An 18375-nucleotide genomic window follows, 5' to 3' on the forward strand; every position below is an offset into this window, starting at 1 on the left:
CTTCCCCATGACCACCACAGCAAACGACCTCACCTACCGTCTGGAGCAGAAGCGCCGCGTCCAGGCCGACTTCCCCGGCCCCAAGTCCGTGGCCCTGACCGAGCGCCGCAAGGCGGTCGTCGCGTCCGGCGTCGCCTCCAGCGTCCCGGTCTACGTCGCCGACGCCGACGGCGGCATCATCCAGGACGTCGACGGCAACTCTTTCATCGACCTCGGCTCCGGCATCGCCGTGACCAGCGTCGGCGCCTCGGATCCCGCCGTCGTCGGCGCGGTGAAGGAAGCCGTGGAGCACTTCACCCACACCTGCTTCATGGTGACGCCCTACGAGGGCTACGTCGCCGTCGCCGAGCAGCTGAACCGGCTCACCCCGGGCGACCACGAGAAGCGGACCGTGCTGTTCAACTCAGGCGCCGAAGCCGTGGAGAACGCCGTCAAGGTGGCCCGCCTCGCCACCGGCCGGGACGCCGTCGTCGCCTTCGACCACGCCTACCACGGCCGGACCAACCTCACCATGGCGCTGACCGCCAAGGCGATGCCGTACAAGACCAACTTCGGCCCGTTCGCGCCCGAGGTGTACCGGATGCCGATGAGCTACCCGTACCGCGAGGAAAACCCGGAGATCACCGGCGCCGAGGCCGCCAAGCGTGCCATCACCATGATCGAGAAGCAGATCGGTGGCGAGTCGGTGGCCGCGATCATCATCGAACCCATCCAGGGCGAGGGCGGCTTCATCGTCCCGGCCGAGGGCTTCCTGCCGGCCCTTGCCGCCTGGGCCAAGGAGAAGGGCATCGTCTTCATTGCCGACGAGGTCCAGTCCGGGTTCTGCCGCACCGGCGAATGGTTCGCCGTGAACCACGAGGGTGTCATCCCGGACATCGTCACCATGGCCAAGGGAATCGCCGGCGGCATGCCGCTCTCCGCCATCACCGGCCGCGCCGACTTGCTCGACGCCGTCCACCCGGGCGGCCTCGGCGGCACCTACGGAGGCAACCCGGTGGCCTGTGCCGCGGCGCTGGCGGCCATCGGCTCGATGGAGCAGTACGACCTGAACGCCCGGGCCCGCCACATCGAGGAACTTGCCCTGGGCAAGCTGCGGGAGCTCGCGTCCGAGCTCACCGTGGTCGGTGACATCCGTGGCCGCGGCGCCATGCTCGCGATCGAACTGGTCCAGGCCGGCTCCAAGGAACCGAACCCGGAACTGACCAAGGCCGTTGCCGCCGCCTGCCTCAAAGAGGGTGTCATCATCCTCACCTGCGGCACCTACGGCAACGTCATCCGGCTGCTGCCGCCGCTGGTGATCAGCGACGAGCTGCTGCTGGACGGACTCGAGGTGCTGGCCGCGGCGGTCCGCGCCAACGCCTAAGCGCCGGCGGGACAACCCCAGCGGGACAACCCCGGCGGGACACCCCCAGCGGGACACCACAGAGCAACATGAACGAGCCGCGGACCGAGAAGTCCGCGGCTCGTTCGCGTCCGGGCCTACTTCCAGGAGCTGGCGTCGAGCTGGATCGCGACGACGTACAGGTGCCGGCCCTGCTCGATCTTCTCCACCTCGTAGACCCGCACCTTGGTCTGCTGCACGGCGGTACCCGGGCGGCCGACGCCGATCCCATAACTAAGGACCCCTTCGAAGTCCCCGGCCGGGGCGTAGCGGGTGAGTGCCCGGTAGCCGATCGACGGGGCAGGGCTGCTCTTGACGGTGCTGCCCTTCCCGTCTGCGGTGTGCGCCTGGGCGCCGTGGAAGACAACTTTCAGGATGGCGCCCGTCCCGGGCATCGGCACGGGCAGGCCGCTGCCGTCGGCGATCAGTTCGGGGACGAACGAGATGTCGTAACTGGGAAAGGCACCGTTGAACCGGAAGCTCAGCTGGTCATAGGGCGGGGTGTCCGAGGGGTGCTGGCCGGCGCCAATGGCGTACAGCGTGGGCAGGGGCTCCGCCGGCGGCGGGGCCAACGGTACGGGATTGCTGTGCGTGGTCTTGAACGGCGACTTCGCTCCAGGCCAGGCCCAGTCATGGGTAATAGTCGAGGAGATCACGCGGTCGCCGTCCTGCGGGGCTTTGGTCTCGTCGGAATCCGGAGACGGCGTCGCGGAGGCCGACGGCGTCGCCGAGGCGGTGGATGAGGGCGTCGCAGTGCCGGAAGGTGTGGAGGTCGACGTCGCCGATGCCGTCGCTGATTCCGTCGCCGACGCGGGGCTGCTCCCGGAGGGTTGGGGCGAAGAAGGGGTGCAGCCGGTCAGCGCGAACAGGAAGATCAGCACTCCCAGCCCGCTCGTTTTTGCCGCGAACCCGGTGTTCCTGGTCAGACTCATGGTGAGCTCCCCTCCACGGCTTCAGCGTAGTCGCGGAAATTTGCGTGCCGCAGGGCCAAAAGTCACCCACTATTCCCCGCAACGCTGGGCTAGAGTCGTTCCTACCACTGCAGGAACGCAGACCGGCCGACGTCGCCCGGAACCCCGGAGCCAAGCTGGATTCTGCCCCAGACCCATAAGGGGTTCTTACATGCGATACGTAGTTGGCTACACACCCAACGACCGCGGCGCCGACGCCGTCGCCCTGGCTTCCGCCATGGCCCGCGCCCAGGGCGCGCACCTGGACCTGGTTCATGTGGTGGACCGGAACACACCCTATGTCGCGCTGAACCCGCAGGGAAACCGCGTCAGTGCCGCGGAGCAGTCCGTGCTGACGGCGGAGCGGCAGGGCCTGTCCCTGGTACCGGAGGGCCTGGAGGCCAGGTTCCACGTGCGCCAGGCTGATTCCTTCGCCGCGGGACTGATCGACGCCGCCAAGGAATACCGCGCCGGCCTGATCGTCGTGGGTGCCGCGAACAGCGGCCTGTTCAAGCGGTACAGCGTCGGCAGCGTGGCCAACGCCCTGCTGCATGCCTCACCGGTGCCGGTTGCGCTGGCGCCCCGCGGCTACCGCAACACCGACCCCATCACCCGGCTGACCCTCGCCGTCGGCCAGCGTACCGGCGCGGAGGCGGCGATCGACGTCGCGATTGAGTCGGCCGAGCGCCGCGGCGTGCCGCTGCGGCTGGTCTCGCTCGTCGAACTTGACGCCGAGGGCGACGGCGGCGAAAACGTCAACGCCGCGCATGTCCACGCGAACACCGTCCTGAAGGCCGCGGCCGAGCGCCTGCCGGCGGGACACCACGTCACCGTGGAGGTCGCGCACGGCCGGACCATTGAGGAAGCCATCGATGACCTCGACTGGGACGACGCGGAGATTATGATAGTCGGTTCGTCCCGCCTGGCGGAGAAGAACAAGCTCTTCATCGGCAGCACGGCCAACAAGGTGCTCCGCGCCCTGCCGGTCCCCATGGTTGTAGTGCCGCGCGACTACGTGCGCATCGACACCAGCCCGGACGACTAAGCCGGCGCCGCCGCCTGGGCTGGCCTGCCCTAGGCGGCGGCGCGGGCCAGCCTGCGGGTGACGGAGTTCTTCCGGGCCGTCCGCAGCATGTCCGCCGTGAGCAGCAACAGCGCGAGCCAGACGACGCTGAAGCCGATCCAGCGCTCCGGGGTCATGGCCTCCTTGAACACCACCAGCGCCACGATGAACTGCAGTACCGGGGCGAAGTACTGCAGCAGCCCGATCGTGGTCATCGGCAGCCGCCGCGCGGAGGCGCCGAAGAACAGCAGCGGGACAGCGGTGATGACGCCGGACGCGGCAAGCAGCCAGAAGTGTCCGGCGCCGTTGGTGGTGAGCGAGGCGGCGCCGGTCAGGGCCAGGACGATCATGGTCACGCCGGCGATCGGCGCCAGCACGATGGTTTCCACCGACAGGCTGGTGATCGCGTCCGCCCGCGGACCCACACGTTTCTTGACGAAGCCGTAGAGGCCGAAACTGAACGCCAGGGTCAGGGCGATCCACGGGAGCTTGCCGTAGGAATATGTCAGTACGCCCACCGCGATGAAACCGACGACGACGGCGGCCCACTGCAGCGGCCGCAGTTTTTCCTTCAGGACAAAGACGCCCAGCAGCACGGACACGAGCGGGTTGATGAAGTAGCCCAGCGATGTTTCGACGGCCTGGCCGGTGGTCACGCCGTAGGTGTAGGTCAGCCAGTTGATCGCGATCAGGACGGCCGCGAGGGCCAGCGGACCGATCACGGTACGGTTCCGGAACGCGGCGCCGATCACCCGCCAGGCGCGGGTGACGGTGATAAGCAGGACGCAGAAGAGCAGGGACCAGACCACGCGGTTGGCCACGATCTCGACGGCGCTGGCCGGGTGCAGCACGAAGAAGTACAGCGGGAGCAGGCCCCACAAGCCGTAGGCGCCGATGCCGAACAGGATCCCCGCCGTCGTGTCCTTGTCCACTGCCTTGAGTCCAGGTGCCGCGGCGGGGCCAGCGGCGTCACCGGCGGCTCCGGCAGCGGGGGCAACGCCGCCCGGGGAAGTCAGGGATGCGGGAGCGGGGGATCCGTCGGAGATAGGCACAAGACCCATAACACCACCCCCGGCGCGGCTATTCCTGCCGCGGAGCCCGGCAGGGCGGCCGCGGCGTCTGCGATGTCCGTCACCTGCGTTCTCCCTTACCGGGGACCACCCCACCGCGGGGGCATTTAGAATAGGGGACTGTGCGCTGTATCTGCCGGCGCACCCGCCAAGACTCAGAAGGGCTCCCGGTGTCCAACTCGGCCGAAACCTCGCCTGAAAGAACGACCAAACGTCCCCTCCGCGTTGCGATTGTCGGCGCCGGACCGGCCGGTGTCTACGCCGCGGACATCCTGACCAAGTCCAACGAGGTCAAGGACGGCGACTTCGAGGTCAGCATCGACCTGTTCGAGGCCTACCCGGCGCCCTACGGGCTCATCCGCTACGGCGTGGCGCCGGACCACCCGCGGATCAAGGGGATCGTGAACGCCCTGCACAAGGTGCTGGACCGCGGCGATATCCGCTTCCTCGGCAACGTCAGCTACGGCCGGGACCTGACCCTGCACGACTTCCGCGCTTTCTACGACGCCGTGATCTTCGCTACCGGCGCCATCAAGGACGCGGACCTGGACATTCCGGGAGTCGGGCTCGAAGGCTCGTTCGGCGGGGCCGACTTCGTCTCCTGGTACGACGGGCACCCGGACGTTCCCCGCGACTGGCCGCTGGAGGCCAAAGAAATCGCGGTGATCGGCAACGGCAACGTGGCCCTGGACGTCGCCCGGATGCTGGTCAAGCACGCAGATGACCTGCTGGTTACCGAGATTCCGGACAACGTCTACCAGGGGCTCAAGAATTCGCCGGTGACGGACGTGCACGTCTTTGGCCGCCGTGGACCGGCGCAGGTGAAGTTCACGCCGCTGGAGCTGCGCGAGCTCAGCCACGCGAAGGATGTGGACATCGTGCTCTACCCGGAGGACTTCGAATTCGACGAAGCCTCCGACGAGGCCATCCGCACGAACAACCAGATCAAGACCATGGTGAGCACCCTTGGCAACTGGCTCGTCGAGGAGCACGCCGAGGCCGAGGAACCGTCCTCCCGCCGGCTGCACCTGCACTTCCTGCACAATCCGGTCGAGATCCTCGGCGAAAAAACAGGCGACGCTGCGCATCCCGGCAAGGTGACGGGCATCAAGTTCGAGCGCATGCGGCTGGACGGCACGGGCAACGTCAAGGGCACCGGCGAGTTCGTCGATTACCCGGTCCAGGCCGTCTACCGCGCCATCGGGTACCACGGCTCCCAGCTCGACGAGCTGGAGTACGACGCGCGGCGCGGCGTCATCCCCAACGAAGGCGGCCGCGTGCTCGGCGCCGACGGCAAGCCCGTGCCCGGCATTTACGCCACGGGTTGGATCAAGCGCGGCCCGGTCGGCCTGATCGGCCACACCAAGGGAGATGCGCTGGAGACCATCGGCTTCCTGCTCGAGGACCGGCTGACCCTTCCGCCGGCCCAGAACCCGGATCCGCAGGCCATCATCGACCTGCTCGAAGAGCGCGGCATCCAGTACACCACCTGGGAAGGCTGGAACAAGCTGGACGCCCACGAGCTGGCCCTCGGCGCGGCGTGGACCGCTTCCCATCCGGACGACGGCGTGGTGCGCGAACGCATCAAGGTCGTGCCGCGGGAAGAGATGATCCGGATTTCCCGGGACTGAACCGCCGAACCGCAGTAGGCGTTGACCTGTTCCTGCGCTGCGCCCGGACGTAGAATTCACCCGCGGGGACTGCAACGGCTCGCTCATAGCCCCGGGTCCCCCTCCGGGAGGCAGCCGTGGATGACGAACTTCGGTGGATGGACGGGACAGGGCAGTCCGATCTGGTCCGCTCCGGCCAGGTTAGTGCGGCAGAACTCCTCGCCGAGGCGAGGGAACGGATCAGGGTACTGAACCCAGCCCTGAATGCCGTGATTGTCGAGCTGGACGGGGACGCTCCCAACACCGGCAGCGCCCAGCCCGGTGACGTCTTCTCCGATGCTCTTCCTTTCCCCGGCGTGCCGTTCCTCGTCAAGGATCTGGCGCTGGAAATTGCCGGAACGCCCTTCTCCGAAGGCTCCCGCTGGCTTGCGGGGAACGTCTCCCGCCACGACCAGGAGCTCGCACGCCGCTTCCGCCGCGCCGGACTGGCCGTCATCGGCAAGACCAACACCTGTGAGTTCGGCCTGAGCCCGCACTGCGAACCGCTCCTGCACGGGGCTACACGCAACCCGTGGGACTTGTCCTTGTCCACGAGCGGATCGAGCGGCGGGTCGGCAGCGGCAGTCGCGGCGGGGATCGTTCCGATGGCCCACGGCAACGACCTCGGCGGGTCGCTGCGCTATCCGGCGGCATGGTGCGGAGTGTTCGGTCTCAAACCGACCCGCAGCCGTGTGCCGCTGGGGCCGGAATACGGCGACGTTGTTGGCGGCCTCGCTGCCGAATTCGCCTTGACCCGCACGGTCCGCGACGCGGCGGCGCTGCTCGACGCCGTCGCGGGTGCGGCTCCGGGGGACCCCTACCGGGCCCCGCCGCAGCTCCGTCCCTATGTGGCCGAAACCGCGACACCACCGGGACGGCTGAGGATCGCGGCCACTGCTACCCCCAACCGCGGCCAGCCGGTTCATCCTGACTATCTACGGGTCTTCGACGCGACCGTGGACTTGCTGAGCGACCTCGGTCACGAGCTCGAGGAAGGGCGCCCGGCGCCGCTGGACCGGGCCGGACGCCGGGCCCTCCGCGACGTGTACGCTGCTGCAGCGGCCTGGATCGAGGGGTACTGGACCCGGCGACTGGGGCGGGGGCCCGAACCGGGCGAGCTGGAGCTCTACACCGAAGTCCTGTTCGGGCGCGGCCGGAACGTCGGCGCGGGGGACTACCTGCAGGGCGTGGAGGAACTGCAGCGTTTCAGCCGCCGCGTTGCCGGCTTCTTCGAGCTGTACGATCTCTGGCTGACGCCGACGGTCGGCTGGCCGCCGCTTCCGCTGGGCACGCTCACGGCGACTCCGGAGAACCCCCTCCGCGGGGAGCAGGAGGCCGGCCGTTTCCTGATGTTCGACGGCGAGTACGCAAACGTCACAGGCAACCCGGCCATGTCCATTCCGCTGGGCACGGATTCCGCCGGGCTGCCCGTCGGGATGTCTTTCCTCGCGGGTTTCGGCGCCGAAGCAAGTCTCTTCAGGCTTGCTGCCCAGCTTGAACAGGCCAGACCCTGGGCCGGGCGACGGCCCGCAACCACTGCGCGGTGAGCCTCCGCGAGGACCGCGCCGGAGAAACCAAACACCGCAATCAATGCAAAGGAGACAGGCAATGTATCTGGGAATGTACAGCTTCCGCGGGAACCCGGCGGAGCTCCTTGCAGCACACGACCGGATGCTGGCGCTCTTGCCCGCCGGCCAACTGGAATTACATCTTTGCGTGCAGACCGATGAAGGCATCGCTGTCCTGGATACCTGCCCTAGCAGGGAGGTTTTTGACGGCTTCAGCAGCAGCGCGGAATTTCGGAAAATGACTGCCGACGCCGGCCTGCCCAGCCCCGAGATCCGGGCTCTTGGCGAGATTCAAAGCTACGTTCTGCCGTCGGACGCCACCGGCTGAGGCCCGGGCGGGTGCATTCCCAATCTCCCGGCACGGAACTAGACTGGGCCGGACGACGCTGCCTCCGGCACGCCGTCGCGCGCTCAAGAGCGCGCCAGCCAGGTGGGAGTTCAATGAGGAATCCAGTCGAGCAGACGGCCCCGCGCGGCTCCGGCCACGGCCTGAGCCCGGAGCTGCGCCAGCAGTATGCCTACGCGGGGCACGAGCAACTGGACTCCATAGGCCTGGCCGGTGAGCAGCCGCCCGGGCTCCGCAGCCTGATCCGGGAATCCTGGCAGCGCTCCGCGCAACTGCACGCCAACCCGGACAACCCCGAAGCCCCGCTGGCCATGGACCGCGAGGAACTCGAGGAATACCGCCGGCAGCACCCGCTGGCCGCGATCATGCCCGTGATCCACAAACTGCTGGTCCTGCCCAGCCACGACAGCGGCATGCTGGTGGCCGTCGGGGACGAGGTGGGCCGGCTGCTCTGGGTCGAAGGGGACCCCGCCATGCAGCGCCGCGCCGAGGGGATGATGTTCGTCCCCGGCGCAGACTGGTCCGAGGCCACCGTGGGCACCAGCGCCCCCGGCACCGCGCTCGCCCTTGGCCGCGGCATCCAGATCGCCGGCGCCGAACACTACAAACGCTCCGTCCACCCCTGGAGCTGCACGGCCGTGCCGTTCCACGACCCGGATTCCGGGGCCCTGCTGGGCGTCGTCGACATCACCGGCACCGAATCCGCCGTCGCGCCGCACACCCTGACCCTCGTCGAGGCGACCGTCGCCGCCGCGCAGGCGCACCTGCGGGTGGAGCGCCTCCAGCTTGCCGCCGCCCGGCAGGCCGCCCCGGTTCGACGCCGGCAGACCGCCGCCGCGTCTCGCGCCGGGTCCGACGCCGGGTCCGACGCCGCGTCCGGCGGAGCGCGGCCCGCCCGGGCGGGCTCCAGGGCGCCCGGCAGCCTGTACCGCAACAGCCTGCAGCTGCTCGGCCGCGATCAGGCCGTATTGAGCATCGACGGCCGCACCGTCACGCTTTCGGCCCGGCACAGCGAAATCCTCACCCTGCTGAGCACGCATCCGGAAGGCCTCAACGCCGAGGAGCTGAGCTCGCTGCTCTACCCGCGCGACGGCTCCACCATGACGTTGCGCGCCGAGATGGTGCGGCTGCGCAAGGTCCTGCAGCAGCTCAATCCGGACGCCGTCCCGGAGTCCAGGCCGTACCGCCTCCCGGTGGACCTCGTGCCGGACTCCGGCCAGGTCCTCAGCTGCCTGCAGCGCGGCGCGCACCGGATCGCGCTGGAAATCTACCGCGGCGCAGTCCTGCCGCGCTCCGAGGCGCCGGGGATCACCGAGCTCCGCAGCCGCGTCTCGTCCCTGCTGCGCGAGGCCGTACTGACCGACGGCAGCGCCGAATCGCTGCTGAAATATGCCGAACTGCCGGAAGCGCGGGACGACGTCGAGGTCCGCACCGCCGCGCTGAAGCTGCTGCCGCCGCGCTCGCCCAGGCGCGCCGCCGTCGTCGCGGACCTGGAGCGGCTCGAAGCCGAATTCGGCGCCTGAGCAGGACGCGCTCTCGGCGCTGCATGGCGCACAAAGAAGTCCCCGCCGGCGTCGTCTGCGCCGGCGGGGACTTCTTTGCCGAGTATCGCTAGTTGGTGCGCCCGGCCCAGAGGTCGTCGAAGCTGACGGTCAACGGGGTCGGCGTTCCGGTGGTGCTGAGGTAGCTGTAGATGCCGATTCCACCGGCGCTCTGCAGCGTGGCCGTGCTGTCGGTTGTGCTCAGTTGCCAGTTCGCCGGTTCCGCGGTGCCCACCTTCCAGACCTTCGCCCGGATGGTGGTCGGTGCGGTTCCGGTAACCTGCAGCCGGAACTGAAGCCGGTCCCCGGTATTGAAGGTCAGCCCGGACACTGTCGCGGCACTCATGTTCGTATTCGTGCTGCGGGTCAGGTGCAGGCTCACCGCGCCGGCGGAATTAACCACCACCCGTGCACCGTAGGTATCCGCACCCACCCGGCGGCCGATCAGGCCGGTGTAGATGCTGCTGGCGGTCGGCCGGTTGAAGCCGATCGTTGCCCGCACCTCCGTGTCRGTGGAGGAGACACCGTCAAGGTAGGCGTAGCGGTTGGTGGCAGCGGGGCTGGCAATCGTGGCCGCACTGCCGTTGACGGCGAAGTTCGAGGCTGTCCCGGACAATGTCCAGGGCCCGCCCGTTTCCGCCGTCCCCAGACCGCCGGTGACCGTGCGGGTGAACGTGTCCTGAGCCAGGACACTGCCCGCCGGCGGCGCGGCAACGCTTACCGAATGGCTGACCGTGCCCTTGGCGCCGCCGTTATCCGTTACGGTCAGGGTGACCGTATACGTCCCCTCGGCAGCGTAGGTGTGGCTCGCCGTCACCCCGGTCCCGGTCCCGCCGTCACCGAAGTCCCAGGCGTACGAGGCGATCGTGCCGTCCGAGTCCGTTGAACCGGCCCCGTTCACGTTCGCCGTCAACCCGCTCACCCCACTCGTGAACGCCGCAACAGGCGCCACATTYGACGGCGGAGTCCCCTTCGTGTTTGCCAGTCCCGGTGTGCCGCCGGTGGTGGACACCGCGGTCCAGTTCGACGCAACGGAGTTGTCCGCCGTCGGCGAGGTCAGCTCCAGCGAAGGGCCGGCGCCGTCTGCTGCAGTCGGCCACGGCGCCGCGTTCGAGTAGGTCACGGAGTCCACCACCCGGCTGCCGTCGCGCAGCACTATGGCTTCGCCGGCGTCGTCGAGAGTGCCCGTGAACGTGCCGCCCACAAAGCGGTTCGCCCCGGTGTAAGCGAGGCGGAACGCCTTGTCATTCGCCACGAACACCACGCGTCCGCCGGCGGGGATCACCGTGCCGGGCTGGATCTTCAGGCCGACCGCATCGATCGTCCAGCCCGAGATATCCACGGCCGTGCTGCCGGGGTTCGCCAGCTCGATGTACTCCCCACCGCTTCCGGCCGGGTGGTACTGGATCTCATTGACCACCACGTTCGCGTCGGCCGCCTGTGTGGTGGGCACCGGCAGGCCCGGGCCCGTGTTGCCGTTGATCGTGTTGCGGCGATCCGCCAGGCCGGCCAGGAACGCGGTCCGCGCCGACGCCGGCGTGTACCCGCCCCACTTAGCGCGGTCCAGGTTCCAGTCCGGCGTGGTCTGGGCCGATATCGCGTCCCACTGCGCCTCGTACTGCCCGGCCGGAAGGAACTGGTCGGCCAGGGTACGCAGCCGCCGGTAGAACATTTCCTTGATCTCCGGGTAGCTCAGCATGGCCTGAGTGAAATTGTTGGAGGTGTCCGGGGTCAGGAAGACGCCCTTGCCGTCCGAGGAGGGAGTGGTGAAGATCCAGTTCAGGTCCCACTGCCACATCTCCCACCGGCCGGTCCCGTCGGTGTCGCGGGCCAGCCACCAGTTGTACCAGCCGCTGTCCTGGTGCCGGATGATCGAGTTGATCGCCATATAGTTGACCAGCTCCGGCATGTTCACATTCTGGTAGATCCAGGCCTGCTGCGCCGCTGAGGGCGAGGCGTCGACCGAGTTGGACAGGGTCCAGACGTCGGAGAAGTCCTCGTCCTTGCGGGTCTTCTTGTCCAGCCAGCCCGAGGCCTGGAGCGCGGCCGGAGACGACGTGGCGCCCACGCTGCCGCCGTCGCCCTTGTAGATCGCCCAGTTGGACACGCCCTGGTCATCCCGCCAGCGGCCGTCCTCGGTCTCCATGATCCGGCCCAGGCTCCAGAAGGTGCCATTGCGCTGCGTACGGACCGGGACGATGTTCAGGGCCCGGTCGCCGCCGGCCTTCACGGTCGCCCAGCCGACGTCTGCGAAGTTGTCCGCGTAGTTCTGGAGCGCAAATTCGTCCAGCGGATAGGGCAGCTTGCCGCCAAGATCGAAGATGTAACCCTTGGGCAGCTCGACCTTCCAGCTCACCTTCGCATTGCTCCGGGAGGTGTTGCCGCGCACGTTCATCAGGGCGCCGTCGATGACCTGGCCGTTGTAGGCCCAGACCGCCGCGCCCTGGTAGTCGTCGTAGCGGTGGTTGGCCAGAATGTCGTTGTACACGGCGTCATCCATGAACCACTCGATGACAGGAAGCGAGCTGCTGACCGCGGAGTTCAGGACGACCACGCCGCGGTAGCGCACCGAGTCACCTGCCGCAGGTTCCGAGTAGCCGGTACCGCCCGCGGAGGCATCGACCCGGTAGCGGATCAGGTTGCCCGCGCTCTGACCCGGGATGGTTCCGGAATACACGCCGTCGCCTGCCCCTCCGGGGCTGGCCGCATCATCGACGAACGGAACCACGACGTCGGCGCCGAACATCACCTTGTAGGTGAGCTGAGCTGTGGAGCCGGTCCGGAGCCGGGCCGTAACGGCCACCGGCTGACCGGCGGCCGGCCGCGCCGGGGTCGCCTTCAGCTCAGCGACGACCGGCGCCGGCCCGGTCCCGTCGAGCGAGTTCTTGGCCCCGGGGGTGCCGCCCGCTGCCAGGCTCGCGCCCCAGCTGTCGGGCTGTGTGTTGTCCAAGGTCAGGTCGCGCAGTTCGAGGGTGGGGCCCGTCCCGTCAGGCGTCGATGGCCAGGGCGCGACGTCCGCGTAAGTGACGGTGTCCACGACGTTCAGCGCCGCATCGACCAGCGTGACCGCTTCGCCGCCGTTGCTCAGGTTTCCGCCGTAGACGGCGTTCGGGGCGAACCCGTATGTGGTCTGGAACTGGGCGGCATCCTTCGCCACCACAAAGTAGCCGTTGGCGGGAACCACGGTGCCCGCAGCGAAGACGGCCGTGACGCCGGCGGTGAAGGACCATCCCGAGATGTCCAGCGGAGCGCCTGATGTGTTGGTCAGTTCCAGGAAGTCGTCGGTATCCAGATCCGATCCGGAATGGTAGTTGAGTTCTGAGATCACCATCCCGCCCGACGTCGCCGCACTCGCCGGGACAGCCTGCGAGACCACGAAGGTGCTGGCCATCGCCGAAGCCAATGCAATGGCCGACGCCATCCGCCAGCCTCTTCCTCCTGCTTTTGTTGCCGTTTTTACCACCATGCCAAGAGCCCCCTCAATGAAGGTGTGAGCGCCGTTGGTGAGCAGCTGGACGCCCACGCCGCAACAGCCTGCGGCGTCACGCTGAGTATCGGAGGGGGCTCCAGCGGTGTCCATAGGTATTGCGGGGTGGAGGTAAGTACCAGAACACGGGCCCATTGCCTGGATAGTGGCCGCATTCCTGAACGAGCCCAGCGCAATGAGAGTCCGCGTGATCCGGCTCACATGGTTGCAACCTGCTCGCAACCTCCCGGCTCCTAGGCTGGTGCCAGCGGCGGCCGCAGAGATCCTGGCCGCTTCCGCCACCAATCTTGCACAGCAAAGGAGCTACCAATGACTGTCTACGCACAGCCCGGTACCGAGGGCTCGAAGGTCACCTTCAAGGACCGCTACGAGAACTGGATCGGCGGCGAATGGGTTGCCCCGGTCAAGGGCCAGTACTTCGAGAACATCACCCCGGTGACCGGCAAGGCCTTCTGCGAGGTCGCCCGCGGCACCGCCGAGGACATCGAGCTGGCCCTGGACGCCGCGCACAAGGTCGCCCCGTCGTGGGGGAAGACCTCCGTCGCCGAGCGCGCGGCCATCCTGAACAAGATTGCCGACCGGATCGACGAGAACACCGAGATGCTCGCCGTCGCCGAGTCCTGGGACAACGGCAAGCCGATCCGCGAAACCCTCAACGCCGACATCCCGCTCGCCGCGGACCACTTCCGCTACTTCGCCTCCGCCGTCCGCGCCCAGGAGGGCCGGCTGTCCCAGCTCGACGACGACACCACCGCCTACCACTACCACGAGCCGCTCGGCGTCGTCGGCCAGATCATCCCGTGGAACTTCCCGATCCTGATGGCCGTCTGGAAGCTGGCCCCCGCGCTCGCCGCCGGCAACGCCGTCGTCCTCAAGCCGGCCGAGCAGACCCCGTCCTCGATCCTGGTGCTGATGGAGCTGATCAGCGACCTGCTGCCGGCGGGCGTCATCAACGTCGTCAACGGCTTCGGCGTCGAAGCCGGCAAGCCGCTCGCCTCCAGCCCGCGAATCCGCAAGATCGCCTTCACCGGCGAGACCACCACCGGCCGCCTGATCAGCCAGTACGCGTCCCAGAACCTGATCCCGGTCACCCTGGAGCTCGGCGGCAAGAGCCCCAACATCTTCTTCAACGACGTCGCGGATAACAACGACGCCTTCTACGACAAGGCTCTTGAGGGCTTCACGCTCTTCGCCTTCAACCAGGGCGAGGTCTGCACCTGCCCCTCCCGCGCCCTGGTCCAGGAAGGCATCTACGACTCCTTCATGGCCGACGCGCTGGCCCGCACCCAGAAGATAATCCAGGGCAACCCGCTGGACACCGACACGCAGCTCGGCGCGCAGGCCTCCAACGACCAGCTCGAGAAGATCCTCTCCTACATCGACATCGGAAAGCAGGAGGGCGCCAAAGCGCTTACCGGCGGCGCCCGCGCCGAACTGTCCGGCGACCTCGCCGGCGGCTACTACGTCCAGCCCACCATCTTCGAGGGACACAACAAGATGCGGATCTTCCAGGAGGAGATCTTCGGGCCGGTGGTTTCGGTGACCCGCTTCAGCGACTACAACGACGCCATGGGCATCGCCAACGACACCCTTTACGGCCTGGGCGCCGGCGTCTGGTCCCGCAACGGCAACGTCGCTTACCGCGCCGGCCGCGAAATCCAGGCGGGCCGGGTGTGGGTCAACAACTACCACGCCTACCCGGCCGGCGCCGCGTTCGGCGGGTACAAGTCCTCCGGCATCGGCCGCGAGAACCACGCCATGATGCTGGACCACTACCAGCAGACCAAGAACCTGCTGGTCAGCTACAGCGAGAACAAGCTCGGCTTCTTCTAAGCCGTTGCGGCGGGGCGGACCGGACCGGTCCGCCCCGCCTTCCCGTCCCGCCCGTGACAGCCGTCCCTACTTGCAGGAGAAGCTCCGATGACCCAGACCAGGCTCGACGCCGCCGTGACACAGGCCGGCGAGGACTTTTCCCGCGTGGCGCTCACCCCCGAAGCCGTTGAGCTGCTGCGCAAGCTCTGGCTCCAGCACGGCCCGCTCATGTTCCACCAGTCCGGCGGCTGCTGCGACGGCTCCTCGCCCATGTGCTACCCGGCGGGGGAGTTCCTCACCGGAGACTCCGATGTGCTGCTGGGCCTGTTCGACATCTCGGACGGCCTGCAGCCGCAGCCGCTGGAATTCTGGATGTCCAAGGAGCAGTTCAACTACTGGAGCCACACCCACTTGACGGTCGACGTCGTCCCCGGCCGCGGCAGCGGCTTCTCCGTCGAGGCTCCCGAGGGCAAGCGCTTCCTGATCCGCTCGACGCTGATGGACTGGCCCGCCTGAGCCACTGAAGCCCTGGGCGCGAACGTTCACTTGGGGGCCCCGCGGCCGGGGCCCCCAAGGGTATGTTCGCGCTCTTTTGCGTCTCACGATGTGGGATAAAAGCGGCCGTCCAGTGGATGGACACTACTATTAATAGGTCTGTTTCCAACCAGCTACCGAGATTTTGGACTTTCCTATGAACCTTTTCCGGACCAAATCCATCGAGCAGTCGATCGCCGACGCCGATGAGCCCGGACGCAAGCTGAAACGCTCGCTCAGCACCTGGGACCTGATGATCATGGGCGTCGCCGTTGCGGTCGGCGCAGGCATTTTCTCGGTCGGGGCCAAGGCTGCCGCCAACTTCGCCGGCCCCGCCGTCACCATCTCGTTCGCCATCGCAGCCGTCACCTGCGCCCTGGCGATCATGTGCTATGCCGAATTCGCCACCGCCATCCCGGTGGCCGGCTCAGCCTATGTCTTCACCTACGCCACCATGGGGGAGGTGCTCGCCTGGATCATCGGTTGGAACCTCATCCTCGAGCTCTTCACCGCCGCCGCCGTGATCGCCAAATACTGGGGCATCTACCTCAGCAAAGTGTTCGCGCTGATGGGACTGGACGTCCCGCCGTCGATCTCCGTGGCCGGCGTCGACCTCTTCTGGGGCGCCTTCCTGATTGTTGCCGTGTTCACCGTGCTGCTGGTGCTGGGGACAAAGCTGTCCGCCCGTGTCGGCAACGTGTTCACGCTGATCAAGATCGCCGTCGTGCTTTTCGTCATCGTCGTCGGCTTCAGCTACGTGAAGTTTGAGAACTACGCCCCGTTCGTCCCTGCCTCCGAACCCACCGGCGGTACCGGCGCCACGGACGTGCTCAAGCAGTCCTTCTTCGGCTTCCTCACCGGCGCGGCCCCGGCCCAGTACGGCACGCTCGGCATCTTCGCCGGCGCCGCCCTGGTGTTCTTCGCCTTCATTGGTTTCGACGTCGTCGCCACCTCCGCCGAGGAGGTCAAGAACCCGCAGAAGACGCTGCCCCGCGGCATCTTCGGCGGCCTGGCGATCGTCACCGTGCTCTACATCCTGGTCTCGCTGGCCCTGACCGGCATGGTGTCCTACACCAAGCTGGCCGAGGCGAAGAACCCGACGCTGACCACTGCCTTCGAGGCCGTGGGGAACACCGACGCCGCAAAGGTCATCGCCTTCGGCTCCCTCGTGGGCCTCACCACGGTGATCATGGTGCTGCTGATGGGCCTCTCGCGTGTGGTCCTGGCCATGAGCCGCGACGGCCTGCTGCCGCGCTCGCTCTCCAAGACCGGCACCATCCGGGCGACCCCCGCACGCCTGCAGATCATCTGCGGCACGGCCGTGGCGGTCGTGGCCGGACTGACCAACGTGGACCTGCTCGAGGAAATGATCAACATCGGCACGCTCTCCGCGTTCGTGATGGTCAGCCTCGGCATCCTGGTGCTGCGCCGGAAGCGGCCGGACCTTAAGCCGGCCTTCCGCGTGCCGTTCGGCAAGGTGCTCCCGGTCGTCTCGGCCGTCCTGTGCCTGTACCTGATGACGAACCTGGCGGTGGAGACCTGGATCTTCTTCGCGATCTGGCTGGTCATCGGCATCGCGATCTACTTCGCCTACGGCCAGCGCCACTCCCGGCTCAACGAGAAGTTCGCCGAGGCAAGGGCCGCCGTCAACGGCCCGGCCGCCGATCCGGTTGCGGACGAGGATGCGGAGTCGCTCACCCGCTCGTAGCTGCAACGCTGCACTTCCACGCGGTTAGTCAACGCGGGGTCACTACGGCCCGTCCGGCCTGTCCGGACGGGCGTAGGGGCCCCGCGTTGCTGCGTTGCGGGAGGTATTGCCGCGGCCTCTTCCGCGCTCGTCTCGGAGCTGTAACAATGCGCCTAATGTGGTTGACCTCACAGTAGCCTTAGGTCAGACTTGATTTTGAACGCTTGTTCGGAGAGCGAACTTTGGGGCTTGGGAGCTTGTCACGCCCACGCCAATGCGCACATAGGAGTGAACATGAAACGTCGTATTATCGCCGTGCTGGCGGCCGCATCGGTCCTGGCCCTCTCGGCCTGCGGCAGCGGATCGCCGAGTTCCACCGGCGGGGGCAGCGCATCCGGCGGTGCAACGGGCGGCGGAAATCTGACCAAGGTCAGCGTCGGCGTCATCCCGATCGTCGACTGCGCCCCCATCTACCTGGGCAACAAGCTGGGATTCTTCAAAGACGAAGGCCTTCAGCTGGACATCCAGACGGCCACCGGCGGTGCGGCGATCGTCCCCGGCGTGGTGAGCGGCAGCTTCGACTTCGCCTTCTCCAACCTGATCTCCGTCATGGTGGCGAAGGACAAGGGCCTTGACCTGAAATTCGTCGCCAACGGCGCCTCAACCACGGGCGAGAAGGGCAAGGACATCGGCGGCGTCGTCGTCCCGGCCGGGTCCAGCATCCAGTCCCCGAAGGACCTTGCGGGCAAGACCGTCTCGGTGAACAACCTCTCCAATATCGGGGACACCACCATCAAGTCGGTCGTCGAAAAGGCCGGTGGCGACCCCTCGAGCGTGAAGTTCGTGGAGGTGGCCTTCCCGGACGCCCCCGCCGCGCTGGCCAACAAGCAGGTGGACGCGGCCTGGATTTTGGAGCCCTTCCTGTCCAAGGCCGTCGCAGAGGGCGGCAAGATCATTTCCTCCAACTTCGTGGACATGAGCCCTGAGCTGGACATCGCCGGCTACTTCACCAAGGCGGACACCATCAAGGGCAAGGCCGAGCTGACCCAGAAGTTCACCCGGGCCATGAACAAGTCGCTCGAATATGCCCAGGCGCACCCGCAGGAAGTCCGCGACATCGTGGGCACCTACACCAAGATCGACGAAGCCACCCGGGCCAAGATTGTCCTGCCCCGCTACCGTGTGGAGTTCAACAAGGACGCCTTCAAGACCCTCGGTGATGCTGCCGCCAAGTACGGGACGCTGTCCAAGGCCCCGAACGCAGGCGACCTCCTCCCGTGAGTTCCG

General features: G+C 67.5%; 13 protein-coding genes. 10 read left to right on the top strand and 3 right to left on the bottom strand.

Annotated elements, in window-relative coordinates; genetic code table 11:
* Positions 1-7 precede the first annotated feature (7 nt).
* The gene (gene gabT, locus AC1DB8_RS02170) at positions 8-1363 is read left to right on the top strand and encodes a 4-aminobutyrate--2-oxoglutarate transaminase (RefSeq protein WP_476892064.1); all 1356 of its coding nucleotides are present in this window, start codon (positions 8-10) and stop codon (positions 1361-1363) included.
* Positions 1364-1479: 116 nt separating this feature from the next.
* Here gabT and AC1DB8_RS02175 read toward each other — a convergent pair whose 3' ends face one another.
* A complete protein-coding gene (locus tag AC1DB8_RS02175; RefSeq protein ID WP_476892065.1) occupies positions 1480-2313 on the bottom strand; it encodes an AMIN-like domain-containing (lipo)protein in 834 nt (277 codons plus the stop codon).
* A gap of 190 nt (positions 2314-2503) precedes the next feature.
* On the opposite strand from AC1DB8_RS02175, the gene AC1DB8_RS02180 reads away from it, so the two are divergent.
* A complete protein-coding gene (locus AC1DB8_RS02180; protein ID WP_441416933.1) occupies positions 2504-3376 on the top strand; it encodes a universal stress protein in 873 nt (290 codons plus the stop codon).
* A gap of 29 nt (positions 3377-3405) precedes the next feature.
* Here the strand turns inward: AC1DB8_RS02180 and rarD are convergent, their stop codons facing one another.
* Complete coding sequence (gene rarD / locus AC1DB8_RS02185; protein WP_476892066.1) at positions 3406-4455, bottom strand: EamA family transporter RarD; 1050 nt, start codon at positions 4453-4455, stop codon at positions 3406-3408.
* A 179-nt stretch (positions 4456-4634) separates the two neighbouring features.
* Here rarD and AC1DB8_RS02190 point away from each other — a divergent pair, with 179 nt between their 5' ends.
* The 4 genes from AC1DB8_RS02190 (at position 4635) to AC1DB8_RS02205 (ending at position 9550) form a co-directional block, all read left to right on the top strand.
* The gene (locus tag AC1DB8_RS02190) at positions 4635-6095 is read left to right on the top strand and encodes an FAD-dependent oxidoreductase (protein ID WP_441416935.1); all 1461 of its coding nucleotides are present in this window, start codon (positions 4635-4637) and stop codon (positions 6093-6095) included.
* A gap of 116 nt (positions 6096-6211) precedes the next feature.
* Entirely contained in the window at positions 6212-7660 is a 1449-nt protein-coding gene (locus tag AC1DB8_RS02195) for an amidase (RefSeq protein WP_476892067.1), read from the top strand.
* A 73-nt stretch (positions 7661-7733) separates the two neighbouring features.
* Positions 7734-8009, top strand: coding sequence for a hypothetical protein (locus AC1DB8_RS02200; RefSeq protein ID WP_476892068.1), 276 nt, complete (start codon positions 7734-7736; stop codon positions 8007-8009).
* A gap of 113 nt (positions 8010-8122) precedes the next feature.
* A complete protein-coding gene (locus tag AC1DB8_RS02205) occupies positions 8123-9550 on the top strand; it encodes a GAF domain-containing protein (protein WP_476892069.1) in 1428 nt (475 codons plus the stop codon).
* 88 nt (positions 9551-9638) lie between these two features.
* Here AC1DB8_RS02205 and AC1DB8_RS02210 read toward each other — a convergent pair whose 3' ends face one another.
* Positions 9639-12989, bottom strand: a complete 3351-nt coding sequence (locus AC1DB8_RS02210) for a lamin tail domain-containing protein (RefSeq protein WP_476892070.1) — start codon at positions 12987-12989, stop codon at positions 9639-9641.
* Between the two features lie 375 nt (positions 12990-13364).
* Here AC1DB8_RS02210 and exaC point away from each other — a divergent pair, with 375 nt between their 5' ends.
* The 4 genes from exaC to AC1DB8_RS02230 all read left to right on the top strand — a co-directional run bounded on the left by exaC (position 13365) and on the right by AC1DB8_RS02230 (position 18369).
* Complete coding sequence (exaC, locus tag AC1DB8_RS02215; RefSeq protein WP_476892071.1) at positions 13365-14888, top strand: acetaldehyde dehydrogenase ExaC; 1524 nt, start codon at positions 13365-13367, stop codon at positions 14886-14888.
* Between the two features lie 87 nt (positions 14889-14975).
* Entirely contained in the window at positions 14976-15383 is a 408-nt protein-coding gene (locus AC1DB8_RS02220; protein WP_175321362.1) for a DUF779 domain-containing protein, read from the top strand.
* A 175-nt stretch (positions 15384-15558) separates the two neighbouring features.
* A complete protein-coding gene (locus tag AC1DB8_RS02225) occupies positions 15559-17109 on the top strand; it encodes an amino acid permease (protein WP_441416940.1) in 1551 nt (516 codons plus the stop codon).
* Between the two features lie 273 nt (positions 17110-17382).
* Positions 17383-18369, top strand: coding sequence for an ABC transporter substrate-binding protein (locus tag AC1DB8_RS02230; protein WP_441416941.1), 987 nt, complete (start codon positions 17383-17385; stop codon positions 18367-18369).
* Positions 18370-18375 lie beyond the last annotated feature (6 nt).

The organism is Arthrobacter sp. 10N410, assembly GCF_056394945.1.

Coding starts and splice junctions, on each gene's coding strand:
- gabT (WP_476892064.1), top strand. CDS start 8: ATGACCACCACAGCAAACGACCTCACCTACCGTCTGGAGCAGAAGCGC.
- AC1DB8_RS02175 (WP_476892065.1), bottom strand. CDS start 2,313: ATGAGTCTGACCAGGAACACCGGGTTCGCGGCAAAAACGAGCGGGCTG.
- AC1DB8_RS02180 (WP_441416933.1), top strand. CDS start 2,504: ATGCGATACGTAGTTGGCTACACACCCAACGACCGCGGCGCCGACGCC.
- rarD (WP_476892066.1), bottom strand. CDS start 4,455: ATGGGTCTTGTGCCTATCTCCGACGGATCCCCCGCTCCCGCATCCCTG.
- AC1DB8_RS02200 (WP_476892068.1), top strand. CDS start 7,734: ATGTACAGCTTCCGCGGGAACCCGGCGGAGCTCCTTGCAGCACACGAC.
- AC1DB8_RS02205 (WP_476892069.1), top strand. CDS start 8,123: ATGAGGAATCCAGTCGAGCAGACGGCCCCGCGCGGCTCCGGCCACGGC.
- exaC (WP_476892071.1), top strand. CDS start 13,365: ATGACTGTCTACGCACAGCCCGGTACCGAGGGCTCGAAGGTCACCTTC.
- AC1DB8_RS02220 (WP_175321362.1), top strand. CDS start 14,976: ATGACCCAGACCAGGCTCGACGCCGCCGTGACACAGGCCGGCGAGGAC.
- AC1DB8_RS02225 (WP_441416940.1), top strand. CDS start 15,559: ATGAACCTTTTCCGGACCAAATCCATCGAGCAGTCGATCGCCGACGCC.
- AC1DB8_RS02230 (WP_441416941.1), top strand. CDS start 17,383: ATGAAACGTCGTATTATCGCCGTGCTGGCGGCCGCATCGGTCCTGGCC.